General features: G+C 71.7%; 10 protein-coding genes and 1 pseudogene. 4 read left to right on the top strand and 7 right to left on the bottom strand.

Going from position 1 to position 12839, the window contains the following annotated elements; genetic code table 11:
- Nucleotides 1-542 precede the first annotated feature (542 nt).
- From ABD284_RS05090 to ABD284_RS05080, 3 genes are all read left to right on the top strand, one after another.
- Entirely contained in the window at nucleotides 543-941 is a 399-nt protein-coding gene (locus ABD284_RS05090; protein WP_344141213.1) for a group I truncated hemoglobin, read from the top strand.
- 246 nt (nucleotides 942-1187) lie between these two features.
- Complete coding sequence (locus ABD284_RS05085; RefSeq protein ID WP_344141212.1) at nucleotides 1188-2330, top strand: globin domain-containing protein; 1143 nt, start codon at nucleotides 1188-1190, stop codon at nucleotides 2328-2330.
- Nucleotides 2327-3118: a DivIVA domain-containing protein gene (locus ABD284_RS05080; protein WP_344141211.1), complete on the top strand. Its 792-nt coding sequence runs from the start codon at nucleotides 2327-2329 to the stop codon at nucleotides 3116-3118. The genes ABD284_RS05085 and ABD284_RS05080 overlap by 4 nt, the downstream gene beginning before the upstream one ends.
- Before the next feature lie 159 nt (nucleotides 3119-3277).
- On the opposite strand, the gene ABD284_RS05075 is transcribed toward ABD284_RS05080, so the two are convergent.
- From ABD284_RS05075 to ABD284_RS05045, 7 genes and pseudogenes are all read right to left on the bottom strand, one after another.
- Entirely contained in the window at nucleotides 3278-5050 is a 1773-nt protein-coding gene (locus tag ABD284_RS05075; protein ID WP_344141210.1) for a glycoside hydrolase family 6 protein, read from the bottom strand.
- Nucleotides 5051-5314: 264 nt separating this feature from the next.
- A complete protein-coding gene (locus ABD284_RS05070) occupies nucleotides 5315-8245 on the bottom strand; it encodes a glycoside hydrolase family 48 protein (RefSeq protein ID WP_386699732.1) in 2931 nt (976 codons plus the stop codon).
- A gap of 843 nt (nucleotides 8246-9088) precedes the next feature.
- The gene (locus ABD284_RS05065) at nucleotides 9089-9418 is read right to left on the bottom strand and encodes a YrhK family protein (RefSeq protein ID WP_344141208.1); all 330 of its coding nucleotides are present in this window, start codon (nucleotides 9416-9418) and stop codon (nucleotides 9089-9091) included.
- Between the two features lie 129 nt (nucleotides 9419-9547).
- The gene (locus ABD284_RS05060; RefSeq protein ID WP_344141487.1) at nucleotides 9548-9928 is read right to left on the bottom strand and encodes a hypothetical protein; all 381 of its coding nucleotides are present in this window, start codon (nucleotides 9926-9928) and stop codon (nucleotides 9548-9550) included.
- Between the two features lie 60 nt (nucleotides 9929-9988).
- A pseudogene (locus ABD284_RS05055) lies at nucleotides 9989-10243 on the bottom strand (maleylpyruvate isomerase N-terminal domain-containing protein); the annotation flags it as partial.
- 166 nt (nucleotides 10244-10409) lie between these two features.
- Nucleotides 10410-11372 carry a sulfotransferase family protein gene (locus ABD284_RS05050; RefSeq protein ID WP_344141207.1) on the bottom strand — a complete coding sequence of 321 codons (963 nt, stop codon included), beginning with the start codon at nucleotides 11370-11372 and terminating at the stop codon, nucleotides 10410-10412.
- Between the two features lie 431 nt (nucleotides 11373-11803).
- Nucleotides 11804-12055 (bottom strand): hypothetical protein, encoded by a 252-nt coding sequence (locus ABD284_RS05045; RefSeq protein WP_344141206.1) that lies wholly within the window; start codon nucleotides 12053-12055, stop codon nucleotides 11804-11806.
- Nucleotides 12056-12439: 384 nt separating this feature from the next.
- Here ABD284_RS05045 and ABD284_RS05040 point away from each other — a divergent pair, with 384 nt between their 5' ends.
- Nucleotides 12440-12592 (top strand): hypothetical protein, encoded by a 153-nt coding sequence (locus ABD284_RS05040; RefSeq protein ID WP_344141205.1) that lies wholly within the window; start codon nucleotides 12440-12442, stop codon nucleotides 12590-12592.
- The last annotated feature ends 247 nt before the right edge of the window (nucleotides 12593-12839 follow it).

Below are 12839 nucleotides of genomic sequence, written 5' to 3'. Positions count from 1 at the left end.
CGGGCCCGGTACCCGCGTTACGCAGCGCAATCGTGTGTCGCGGCCGGTGCGCCCGCGACCCCTCCGTCCGCCGGTCCGGCCGTCGTGCCTGCTCAGCCCGCCGACGCCGCCGAGAAGCCCGGCAAAGCCGTCAATCCGCATTCCGAATCCGGATGATCGCGGCAGACCATCCGGAAGCTGTGGCGGCGAGGGGAGGAGTTCGATACTTTCGGTTCTTCACCTAAAAAATACGAACGGTGATCATCGATGCGGATCGAATCGGCATTGGGTGCCTCATTCCAAGGGCGAGTGCCGCACTCTCCGGATGCCTGCAGTGCGGCCGCATAAGGGCCTGAAGCCCTGAACTGGGCATACCACCGCAAAGTGGGTGCTCTCCGGCCTCTTCCATAGAGACGCCTACACTCCCGGAAAGCCGCTCTGAACACCGGAGACGTCCCAGATCGGGACGGGTTTTGACGATTCGGTAACGGCGTCTGTAGGGTTCACCACCGAGTTCTCCCACGCATCTCCTTCCCCTCCCCACTCCCATTGAGGTGCCTATCGTGACGAACGATTCCGCCACTATCTACGAGCGCATTGGCGGCCACGAGGCGATTGCCGCCGTGGTCGACGACCTCTACGTGCGCATTCTCGACGACCCGCAACTCGCGGGATTCTTCACGGGAACCAACCTGGCCAAGCTCAAGGGCCGCCAGGTGGAGTTCTTCTGTGCCGCCCTGGGCGGCCCGGACGTCTATGACGGCGGCCCCATGGACGAGGTCCACCGCGGCCGCGGCATCGAGCAGTCCCACTTCGACCAGGTGGCCGCCCACCTCATCGAGTCGCTCAAGGCCGCCGGCGTGCCCGGCGCGACCGTCGACGAGATCGTGGGCGTCGTCGCTCCGCTCTCCGACGACATCGTCGGGGGCTCGGGCGAGAAGGCCTCCGCTGCGGCCGACTGAGCCGCACGGCACGACCCTCCCGGGTGGTCGGCCGCCGGCCCTGACGGGCCCGGTGCCGCCCCCGCGGAGGACCCAAGCGCACCACGGCCGGGCACCGGAGCCGCACCCGCGGATCCGCGCCGCCGCGGCCCGCGGTGCCGGCCGGCGCCCTGCGCCGACCGCTTCTGCCATATGCCCCCGGTTGTGCCGGACGCGCCTCCGAACGGACGCGGCGGTCCCCGGGTGCACTCCGTAAGGATCTGATACGTGGATGTCACGCGGCTGAAGGACAGTTGGAAGAAGGTCGCGGCCTACGGCGACGAAGTGCCGCTCTTCTTCTACTCCACTCTGTTCCTCACCCACCCCGAGACCCGGCGGCTGTTCCCCGTGAGCATGTCGGCCCAGCGCGACCGGCTGGTGGGGGCGCTCGGGCGCATCGTCTCCGAGGTCGACCGGCTCGACGAGCTGGTGCCCTTCCTCCAGCAGCTGGGGCGCGACCACCGCAAGTTCGCCGTCGTCGCCGAGCACTACCCGGCCGTGGGCCAGGCGCTGCTGCACACCCTGTCGCACTTCCTGGGCCAGGAGTGGAAACCCGAGCTGGCCGAGGACTGGAGCGAGGCCTACGGCCTGGTCGCCAAGGTGATGACCGAGGCCGCCGACGAGGCCTCCAGCAGCACACCGCCCTGGTGGGACGCGCGCATCGTCAGGCACGAGCGCCGCACCGCCGACGTCGCGGTCCTGTCCGTCCAGCCCGAGTACGAGCTCGACTTCACCCCCGGCCAGAGCCTGGCCGTGGAGTCGCGCCTGCGGCCCAACGTGTGGCGGTACTTCACCCCCGCCAACGCGCCGCGCCGCAACGGCACCATCGACTTCCACGTCCGGCTGGTGGGCGGCGGGCCGGTCAGCACCGCGCTGGTCCAGGGCGTGCAGGTGGGCGACACCCTGCGGCTGGGGCCTCCGGTGGGCGACCGGCTGAAGCTCTCCGGTGCCCGCGACGTGCTCATGGTGGCCGGCGGGACCGGCCTGGCGCCGTTCAAGGCCATGCTCGAACAGATGCGCGCCGAGGCGGGCGGCGGCGGGCCCGAACGCCGGGCCCATCTGTTCGTCGGCGCGCCCTACGCCCGCGACCACTACGATTACCCTGCGCTCCACGAGATGACCGGGCAGTGCCCGTGGCTGCGCGTCGTGCCGTGCGTGTCGCGCGAGCCGGCGCGTCCGGGCGCCGAAGCGGGAGACGCGGTCGACGTGGCGCTGCGCTACGGGCCCTGGTCACAGGAGGACGTCTACGTCTGCGGCTCGCCCGACATGGTCACCGGCACCGTCCAACGCCTCGCCGGGGCGGGAGTGGCCACGGAGCGCGTCCGCTACGAGGACTTCGACAGCACCAGCACGAGCGGAGGAAATCCGTGACCGCACGCGAGGACACGGGTCCGATGAACCGGTCCCACCAACGGCTGAGTCCAGAGCGCGTCCGTGCCGAGGAGTTCTCCCGTACCCCGCTGGGACGGCGCGGGTACAACGAGGAGGAGGTCCGGCGGTTCATCGGCCGTGTCGCCGAGGACATCGCCGCCAGCGACGCCGAGAAGGCCAGCCTGCGCGCCGAGATCGACCGGCTGCGCAGGCGCTACCGCGAGCAGAACAACTCCGCCGCCGCCACCGAAGGGCCGCCCGCCGACGCGGTCAACCTCCTCTCGGCGGCCCAGCAGCAGGCCGACGCCTACGTCGCCCAGGCCCAGGAGTACTGCCGCCAGCTCACCGACCAGGCACGCCAGCAGGCCGACGACATCCTGGTGGAGGCCCGCGACCAGGCGGGCGTCGCCGCCGAGGAGGCGGCGCGCGGCTACCGCGCCAGCGCGGGCTCCTCCTACGACGCCGACCTGGAGGAGATGGAGCGCCGCGTCGCCTGGATCCAGACGTTCTGCCGTGCGGTGCAGATACAGATGCAGGCGGCCAGCGACGCCTTCTCCAAGGAGATCGCGCGGCTGAGCGAGTTCACCTCGGAGAGCGCCGTGCGCACCGGCGCACCGGTCGACGCCGAGGGGGCGCACCGCTCGCGGCACGCCCAGCGGGACCCGGAAACCCACAGCGGGATCGGCCCCGATCCCGAGGACATCTACCGGCAGCGCACCCCTGCGCAGACCGACCCCGGCCGGAACCCCATCGACGGCATGCCCACCGCCTGGCCGCAGCGCGGCTGACCGGCGCGGCTGACCGGCGGCGCCGGTCGGCCGCCCCGCGCTGCGCGGCGTCGCGCCGCCGCGTACGCGAGAAGCCGTGCCCCCCGGGGTGGCACCGACCCGGGGGGCACGGCCTGCTGTGCGAACAGCGAGTGTCTCTAGTCGGACATCATCCTCTCGTTACACGGCGGGGTGGGCGTTGGCCAGCAGTTCCTGGAACTGGGCCGAGAACCAGTGCCCGGCAAGGGGGGCGTCCGGCAGTGCGCCGGAGGGGTTGTTGCCGTTGCGAACGTTGCCCTCGTAGGTGGGGTCGCACATGCGGTCGAAGCCCTTGCCCTCGTCGTTGTCGATCTCCTCGCTGGAGCCGTCGGACTCGCCGGGCGGCTTGATCCAGGTGTAGGCGTCGATGCCGGAGGCGGGGGCCGCCTGCGGGCGCTCGCCCAGGCCCGCGCCGGACTGGTTGCACCAGTTGCCGACGTGGATGCGCCGGTCGATCCGGCTCTCCTCGACGAAGGTGTTCAGGTCGTTCGACGAGCTCGGGCCGTCGGGGCGCTCGGAGCCGCCCCAGCCGTTGCGGGAGGTGTCGATGATCGCGCCGATGTCGGAGTCGAAGCCCTGCGACACCGCCTCGGAGCGCAGCGCCTGCGCGAACGACTGCGAGTCGATGTACTGGTTCCAGTCGACCCAGTCGGACTGGCGCACCTGCTGGCCGTTGACCGTGTCGCCGACGTCGAAGTGCGGCTCGATCAGGGCCGAGTAGTTGGCGGTGTTCACGGCGAAGCCGTGCACGTCGTCGATCGTGGCGCCGGCGGTGGTGGCGGCCTCGCGGAACACCTCGACGGAGGGGCCGAGGTTGGTGTCCCAGCCGATCCAGCCGTGGTGCCCGGCGTCGACGTAGTTGTACACGTTGGAGATGTCGCCCAGCTCGCTCAGCGCGTAGCCGACGCCCTCGACGTAGTTGCCGTTCTCCAGCATCGTGTCGCAGTTCTCGGTCGCGGTGTCGCGGCTGCCCACGTTGGTGACGAGGTTCGGCAGCGAGTCCGGCTCGATGATCGTCGCAATGCGCAGGTCCGAGTACTTCTCGTCATCCATGATGTCGGCGATGACGTCGATGTACTCGGTCTTGTAGCGGCCGATCTCCTCCTGCCCGAGCTCGCCGTTGGAGGCGAGCGCCGCACAGTCGCGGCCGGGCAGGTTGTAGATGACGACCTGGATGGTCATCGGCCGGCCGCCGGCCTGCGCGACCGCCTCGTCGAGGTGGTCCCGCAGTCCCATGCTGCCGGTCGTCGGGCTGTCGTTGCCCTCGATCGCGCCGATGCGGTCCATCCAGACGGCCGTGGACTCGTCGGCGATCGCGCCGCCGCCCGGCTCGCCGGCCGCCTTCTCCGACCACACGGGGTTCACGTAGAGGTCCGCGCCCTCGAACGGGTTGTCGACCCGCTCACCGGGCTCGGGCTCGGGGTCGGGAGTCTCGGACGGGTCCGGGTCGGGCGTCTCCGTCGGGTCCGGATCGGGCTCGCCGGTACTCCCGTCGCAGGCCACCCCGTTGAGCGTGAACTCCGACGGCACATCGCCGGCGCCGCTGCCGTTGAAGCCGAACTGGACGCTGCCGTCGGTGTCCAGCGTCCCGTTCCACGAGGTGTTGGACACCGTCACGTGCTGCCCCGACTGGTTGAAGTCGCCGCTCCAGCCGTTGGTGACCTGCTGGTCGCCGGGAAAGTCCCACTCCAGCTGCCAGCCGTCGAGGGAGTCGCCGAGGTTGGTGACCGACACGCTGGCCGAGAACCCGCTGCTCCACTCGTTGGTGACCGAGTACTCCACCTCGCAGCCCTCGGCCGCGTAGGCGGGGAGCGCCACGCCGAGCGCGGCGGCACTCATCGCGAGTGCCGACACGCCCGCCACGGTTTTGCCCGACCGCCATCGGGCGCGCCCGCTCTGGGGCTGTCCTGTCATTGGTCCTCCTTGTTGTTGACCCGCCGACCGGACCGCTCCGATCGCCGAGCCGTCTGGGGATGGGGAGGGTTGTGCTCCGGGGCCCCGAGGGGCCCGGTCGTGCGGCCGCCGGATCCTTGGCCTCCGGCGGCCCGTCCGGACCGGCGTTCAATGCTCCGCCGCCGTTTCGACCCGGAACACGAGGTCCCGCCGGTCCGGAGGCCTGGTGGGTGGGCGCCCGGGTGCCGCGGCCGCGGAGACCGCCGCGGCACCCGGGCGCCGGCATCAGCCGAACAGGTTGTCGTGGGCGGCGAAGGCGGTCGCGATCTCCGCCTGGGCCCAGAACCGGTGGTAGGTGAAGGTGGGCGCCTCCCCGTCCGGGTTGTCCAGGTAGGTCTGGACCTTGTCCCACTGGGGGTCGTCCCGGTAGAAGGAGCGGATGGAGGTGAAGGTCGCGCCCGGCTCGACCGGGTCGCCGTTGGCCATGGTCCCGGAGAAGCCCTCGGGGACGTAGACCTCGTCGTCGAACCGCTCGTAGTCGCCGCGGCTCTCCTCGACGGCGATGCCGATGTCGTCCTGGTTGGCGATCAGGGCGTCGAGCAGGCCCTCACCCGTGGTGCGGGCGTCGGTGTCCCCCGACCCCGCCGCGTAGTAGAGCAGCGTCTTGGCCAGCGCGGCCGCCACACCGACGTCCTGGCCGTGCGAGGTGACCTCGACGTGCAGGTCCGGGTTGCCCGTGGAGGACCCGTCCCAGGTGTCGGGCTGGCCGGACCAGCTCATGTCGGCCGGGACGGCGAAGTCCCCGCCGCCGTTGAGCCGGGTGTTCTCGATGGCCCAGGGCACCCAGTCGGCCAGGATCTCGCCGGCGCGCTCGTTGCCGGTCTCGTAGTAGAGCTGGGCGACGCGCTCCATGCCCCACACCTGGAAGCCGAACCAGTTGTTGGACGGCGGGTCGTGCCAGACCGGCTGCCAGTCGTAGTACATGCCGTAGAACTGCGACTGCTGCACATCGGCCGGCGGCTCCGCGTAGCTGCCCGCCCAGCTGTTGGTCGCACCGCCGGCGATACCGCCTTCGGAGGACTGCAGCCACTCCATGAACTCCAGTTGGCGCTCCATGCTGGTGGCCCAGTCCTCGGACGCGGTCGGCGACTCCGGCTGCATCTCCGCGGTCTGCGACAGCGCGTAGGCCGCCATCGGGTTCTGGTAGCCCTGGTGGGCGGAGCTGCCGCCGATGCGCCAGGCCCACGGGTACTCCGCGGACTCCATCGCGCCGCCCCACGCGTAGTACCAGGACATCAGGTAGTGGGAGCTGTTCTTGCCCTGCCCGGCCGCGCACTCCTGGGCGCCGACGCAGTCGCCGACCTCCTTGAAGTACTTGTCGAACATGGCGTAGCGCAGGTAGTCGCCCATCTTGGTCGCGTCGGCGACCACGTCGTCGACGGCACCGGCGTTGCCCTGCTCCTCGGCCCACTTGTCGGCCCAGTAGGCCACCTGCACCGCGCGTGCGTCGGCGTCGGGCGCGTTGGTGTAGCGCCACTGCTCGGAGTAGGTGTCGTCGTCGGTGAACAGGTCGAGGAACCCGTTCTCGCCGCCGTGCTCGAACGTCTCGCACGAGGGGTGCGGGACGGTCTCCCACACCGACTCCTGCGACCCGCGCTGGAAGGTGTTGATGTAGGCGGGCGCGTTGTCGGTGCCGTCGCCGCAGAAGCCGTAGCCGTAGGTGTTGTCGACGTCGAGCAGCCAGTGCATGCCGTAGACCTCGTCGGTCCCGTACGTGCTGCTCAGCTCCTGGGCGAGCGGGTCCTCGCCGACCGGCACGCTGTCGTCCAGCGCCGAGGGGTAGCCCTGCGGCGAGTCGTGCTCGGGGATGTAGGTCGCCGGGGACGACGGGTCGTAGGAGCCGTTGGTGGGCTGGTCCTGTGTGCCCGGGATGATGTACTCCTCCAGCGACGTCCAGGCGTCGTTGAAGGGCTGCCAGTCACCGGTGACGCGGCCGTACTCGGCCTCCAGCCAGAGGTAGTAGCTGAACGCCTCGGAGGTGGTGTTGTGCCCGTGGTCGGGCGCCTCCACGATCAGGGTCTCCACCGAGTGGTAGGGCACCAGGCCGCCGTCGAACTCGCGGAAGTACCCGCTGGCGGGGTCCTTGATCTTCTCGTACTGCTCCAGGAACGCCGCCTCGTAGTCCGAGGTGGTGGCGTCGATCTCGGTGGCCTCGACGGTCGCCGAGCCGTAGCCCTGCCCGGATGCGGTGAACGTCGCCGACGCCAGCTCGCCGCCGTTGTCGGCCGAGGAGACGGTGACCTCCTGCTCGGTGTCCCAGTCGTCGGCGGTGAACGTCATCTCGCCGCCGCCGGAGACGCTGAGGTCGGAGCTGCCGTCCGTGCGCGCGACGCTGACGTCCACGGCGGAGTCGGGCGCGTTGGACAGGGAGACGTCGAAGGTCGCCTCGCCGCCCTGGCGCACGCTCACGTCGGCGGGGGTGGCCACGATCGCCGGCTCGTCGATCACCTCGACGGCGACCGGGCTGGAGGTCGTCTCGGCCCCCGCGTCGTCGACCGCGGTGGCGGTCACCGAGTAGGGGCCGGTCGCGGCGTCGGACCAGGTCGCCTCGTAGGGCGCGGAGTCGTCGGTGGCGATCTCGGTGCCGTCGGCCTCGAAGACCACGTGGTCGATCGAACCGTCGCTGTCGGAGGCGTCGGCCGCCAGCGGGATGTCCTCGCCGGCCAGGAACGAGGCGCCGTCCTGCGGCGAGGTCAGTCCGACCTCGGGCGGAGTGTTCTCCCCGCCGCCGCCACCGCCGCACGTGGTGCCGTTGAGCGTGAACTCCTCGGGCACGCCGTTGTCTCCGCCGCCGGCCGAGCCCTGGAAGCCGACGGTCGCGGACTCGCCGCTGTCCAGGTCGGGGTTCCACGCGGGCGGAGTGACGGTGACCTGGTCGCCGTCCTGGCTGAACTCGCCGCTCCAGCCGTTGGTGACCTGCTGGCCGTCGGGGAACGTCCAGCCGAGCGACCAGCCCTCGACCGGGTCGCCCTCGTTGTTGACGGTGACGCTGGCGGTGAAGCCGCTGCCCCAGTCGTTGGTGATCTCGTAGTCGACGGAGCACTCCGTCGCCGCGAACGCGGAGGTGGCCGGTGCCAGGGCCGCTACCAGCCCTGCCGCCGCTCCGCCCGCTATCAGCCGCGCTAACGGCCATCGCGTCAAGAGCCGGGAACCCATGGTGATGAGGTACCTCCAGTTTCCGTGCGTGTCCCGGCCGATGGGGCGGGGACGGGGGGATGCCGCCGCGAGCGGGCGGGTGAACCTGGCGGTGGGTACGGTACTTAGGCGGATACGCTGCGTAGCCGCGCGGGTCGGCCGCTGTGGGCGCGGCCGGGGCGAGTGTGCTGGGAGGGGTGGAGGTGCGCCGGATGCGGTCGCCGCACCCGGCGGTGGGGGATGTGGGGGATGCGGGCGGGGACGGGGGATCGAGCCGGGGCTCGGGCGCGGAAGGGGAAGCGGGGGATGGGGTGGGGGATGGGAAGCGGGGGATCGGGGTCAGAACGCCGCGAGTCGGATGGGAGCGCTCCCATTCCTCCTGGTCACGGCGATCTTCTCATCTCGGTGATGCGCGTCTCCGGTTGTCATGATGTCGGTCACTTCTGGGAGCGCTCCCAATTACGGTAACCAGATCTAACTCGCGTGTAAACCGGTTGTTTCGCATTTCCCGCTCGGCCTGCCCGGGATCGCCGTACGGACGGTGATCCCCGCAGGCAGCGCCTGCGCGCGCGGACCTGGACCAGTCGCGCGAATGCGTCGTCGACATCCGCCGCCGGCCGGTCCGGGGCCTCCCCGGCGGCGGCCTGCCCCGCATAGAAGCAGGGTCCGCGGTGAGCCGGGCCACCGCAAGTTCCGCGGCCCGGCGCGGCAGGGCCGGCGCCGCGGGCACTGAGTCGCCGAGGGGTGCGGGGGACGCGATGTGCCGAGCGAGTGCGGTGTGGGGAGCCCGCTCGCCGCCGAAGAAGCGGAAGAACGCCGCCCGGCCCGCCTCGGCCCGCTCGGCGATGTCCGCGCGCCGGGACCTCAGAAGTCCAGCGACGTCTCGTGCGGTGTCGTCCGGGCGGTCCCCGCGCCGTGGGTGCGCTTGCGCATGCGCCGCACGTGCACCAGGCGCGCCAGGCGGATCAGCGGGCGCACGAGGAGTTCGACGCTGCCCGCGACGAAGCACCAGGTGCCCGCCACCTGCCACGCGGGAAAGAAGAACATGACGCTGCCGGCGGTGAACCACACCGCGATGAGGATGTCGTTGACGATGCTCGCCGCCTCGTAGCGGTGCCGGACCACCAGCTCCTCGGCGCCGACCCGCAGCACCAGGTCGGATCCGGTCCTGCCCTCCGACTCGGAGTCGGCCATGGCCACGCCCCCTTCGTCGCATCCCCCGTCGCGGGACCCCTGCCCCGCTCCGGCCGCTGTAATGCGCCCCAGCGGGGCAGGCGGGCCGGTCGGGGGCGGGACACGGCAGAGGGCGCGGCCGCCGGGCCCTCAGAACGTCGCGTGGCGCGGCCAGTGGTCGAGCAGGGAGGTGTCGCCGAGGACCTCGATCCGCTCGTCCGTCCAGGGGATGCGGCCGAGGAACGCGAGCAGCAGGTCGGCCGCCGGGCCGCGCAGGGCCGTGTCCGCCTTCTGATGGCCGTGGTGCCAGGTCACACCGTCCGGTTCGCGGTGGATCATCCATTCCCCCGCCTGACCGAGGCCGCGCGGGTCAGTGGCGTGCAGGTGGAGCTTCTGTCCCTGGCCGCGCAGCGCTTCGGCGGCCTCCGGGCGGGCCTCGGCCGCGCCCGGCCCCGTCACCAGGTCGAGCCACTCCGAGATTCCGTCGGCCGCAACGTCGGGGGCCACCTCGTAGGGCTCGCCGACGGTCATGGCGACGTCGGCGCGGTGGACGGAGGTCTCGTGCACCATACGGCGCAGCCAGAACCCGGCCTGTCGGCGGCGCCCGCTGAAGTTCCAGACCGGCACATCCGCCCCGGCGTCCTCCACCGCGTCCTACAGCTCTCCGCCGCCGGCCCAAAGCCACTCCGCCAGCGCTCCGGCCTCGTCTGGAGCCGGAAAGTCGCTGGGCGAGGCCAGCTCTGCGGGATGGGATACGCGGCGCCGCACCGTGTCGGCGCTGAACCGGTGAGCCCGCCCGATGTGGCGCAGCAGCTCACGCAAATCCCAGTCGGGGCATGTCGGCACCGCGCGCCAGGGCGACGACCCCCTCGGTCTGGTCGGCGAGGGCTTCCGCGAGGCGTTCTGTAGTCAGCACGCCCGCGAAGCTACCCGGTCCGGGCGCCGCGGAGTGCGCCCACGGGTCGGCCGCGCGGTCCCGGCGCCGACCGGATGCGGCCGCCGAGCGGGACTGTCAGGCGTAGCCCCAGGTGGCCGCGTACTTGGCCAGCTCCGGCGAGAGCTCGTCGGAGGTCTCCTCCTCGCGGGCGGCCTGGATGCGCCCGGAGCGGATGTTGGCGCTGCGGTCGCCCAGGTTCGCGCCGAGGCTGCCGTGGTCGTGCTCGCCGTAGTCGAGCATGTCCGGTTCCCACTCCACGTCCAGGTAGGCGCACAGCTTGCGCAGCGTCTCCTCGGGCTCGGAGGTGAGGTCCTCGTAGCGGATCGAGTGGCCGTCGAGGGTCGTGCGCGCCTTCTCCAGCGGCTCCAGGTACTTCAGCACGTTGGCTTCGAGCTTGTCGCGGGTGGCGGTGTTGTTCTTCCGGCGGGCCAGCGACCCGACGATGCCCTCGGGGTGGCGCATCAGGAAGATGAACTTGGCGTGCGGCCAGGCGTAGCTGAGCCGTTCCCACGCCCACACGTTTCCGGGCGTCTTGTCGACGATGACGTCCTTGCCGCTGCGCTCCAGCTCCAAGTGCAGGATGCGGTCCCACAGCACGTGCTCCAGCTCGTGCCGGTCCAGGTCCAGCTCCAGCATCGACTTGGCGGAGAACTCCTCGGCCAGCTGCACCTCGACGGTGCGCAGGTGCAGCTCGTGGGGTGCGCGGATGCGGGAGTGGCTGTTCAGGATCATCCGCAGCAGCGTGGATCCGGAGCGGACGGGGCTGATCACGAACACCGGCGAGCCCACCTGGCGGGAGGCGATCGGCACGCCGTAGTCGTAGGAGAGCGTCTTCTTGGGCGGACGCTTCGCCTTCACGCCCGGGTCCGCGGCGGCCGGAGCCTTGGCAGCCGGAGCTTCGGCGGCCGGAGTCTTGGCGGCGGGTGTCTGATCGCCGTCGGGCGCGGCCGGGCCGCGTGCCGTCAGCGACTTCGGCGGGCGCAGCGCCTCGCCGAGCAGGCGCGCCCTGCGCTTGAGACCGGAGCGCACATCGCCCATCAGCCGCCGTCCTTCCTGTTCGCGGAAACTCGCCTCAACCGACCCGGCCGGAGGCGTAGCGGCAGACGGCGACGCAGGGGGCGCGGGAGGGCTCGATGACGCACGACGCTATGCGTCAATAGTGAGTGAAGTGTAAAAATAGTATAAAGGGAAAATAACGGACGTAAGCCTGTGTGCGCAACGCGGGTAGGGCGGAAACGCGGAACCCGTGAGGATGCGGCGCATTCCGGTACTTCGGCGCCCACAGAGAGCACCAATGGGATGTGCTGGGGCGCCCCGCGGGCGAGTCGTCGGGCGCGCGGCGTACCGCGCGTGCCGCCGGAGCGGCCCGAACCCTTTGCCGGGATCTGTCCGGAATCTGTACCGCAGGTGGGCCAGCGTACCCTCCATGCGCCCCTGGCGCGCGGGTCAGGAGATGAGAGACACCGGGCTCAGGTCTGCCCGCCCGCGCCTTCGCGGTCGCGGCGGCCGTTGCGGTGCAGCCTGCGCAGGCGCACCGCGGCGACCGCCACGAGGCCGGCCCCCAGCACCCCCGCGAGCGCGCCGACCACGGTCAGACCCGTCTCGGCGCGTGCGAGGGCCGTGGCCAGCGCCACCGCCGCGAACGCGCCCATCGCCAGCCCGGCGATGATCTGGATCCGTGCCTCGGTGTCGGTGTCCGCGCCTGTGCCGCTCGCGCCCATGCGCCTCTCCCTTCGCCCGCCTCCGCCGGTCCGGCCGCCCGCCGACGCCCGGGATGACGTGCGTCGAACCCGGTCACCCCTGGGAGTACCGGCTCAGCCTCCGGCTGAAACACCCCAACGCCCTCTATGGTCGTGACGGCCGCCCGCGGCGGTCGTCACGGTCGCGTCCGTGACCGCCGCCAGAGAGATGCTGGAGTCCGAGGCAGCGAGCGCCGGCCGCGGCTCCCGCCTCTTCGACGGGGTGCGGGGGCGGGGAGGCCACTGACCGCCTGGCCGAGGAGAGCAGTCCCGACAACCCGGAGCGGCATGAGTTCCGGCGCCCGCGCGAGCTGAGCGCCGCCGTGTACCGCGACCGGTACGTGCGACCGCACGAGTTCGGCGGCGGTGACGGCGCGCACGGCGCGGACGGGCAAGGCGCACGCGCCCAGCGGCGCGGGTGGCACCGGCGTGGGCTGCGCGCTGCTCGTGCTGGCCTCCGTGGGCTCCGTCGGCGCAGCCGCGGCCCTGGGGTGGTTCGCCGCCACCGTGCTCGGCTGACAGCGGCCCGCAGGGGCCGGGAGGGCGTGGTGGGCGGGCGCTCGGCTACAGCTCGGCGGCGCGGGCGGCCGTGAGGTAGGCGCCCCCACTCGGCGACGGGGAGGGAGAGGTGCCCTGCCTACGGGTGCTTCGAGTCGCGCACGGCCGCACCTGCGGGGAGGTCGGCCACGTCGAGGCGGCCCTCACTGACGCCGTTGTAGCTGGACGTGCGGAAGGCGGAACGGATGGCGGCAACGCCGCCGCAGTT

This window comes from Streptomonospora arabica, from assembly GCF_039531585.1.
Taxonomy (GTDB): Bacteria; Actinomycetota; Actinomycetes; order Streptosporangiales; family Streptosporangiaceae; genus Streptomonospora; species Streptomonospora halophila.
The sequence above is the reverse complement of the archived record's forward strand: the minus strand, read 5'-3'. Positions and strand labels throughout refer to the sequence as shown.

What these genes read in the sequence shown, in the direction of transcription:
- ABD284_RS05070 (WP_386699732.1), bottom strand. Translation starts at nt 8,245, where the DNA reads ATGGGTTCCCGGCTCTTGACGCGATGGCCGTTAGCGCGGCTGATAGCG.
- ABD284_RS05075 (WP_344141210.1), bottom strand. Translation starts at nt 5,050, where the DNA reads ATGACAGGACAGCCCCAGAGCGGGCGCGCCCGATGGCGGTCGGGCAAA.
- ABD284_RS05045 (WP_344141206.1), bottom strand. Translation starts at nt 12,055, where the DNA reads ATGGGCGCGAGCGGCACAGGCGCGGACACCGACACCGAGGCACGGATC.
- ABD284_RS05060 (WP_344141487.1), bottom strand. Translation starts at nt 9,928, where the DNA reads ATGACCGTCGGCGAGCCCTACGAGGTGGCCCCCGACGTTGCGGCCGAC.
- ABD284_RS05065 (WP_344141208.1), bottom strand. Translation starts at nt 9,418, where the DNA reads ATGGCCGACTCCGAGTCGGAGGGCAGGACCGGATCCGACCTGGTGCTG.
- ABD284_RS05050 (WP_344141207.1), bottom strand. Translation starts at nt 11,372, where the DNA reads ATGGGCGATGTGCGCTCCGGTCTCAAGCGCAGGGCGCGCCTGCTCGGC.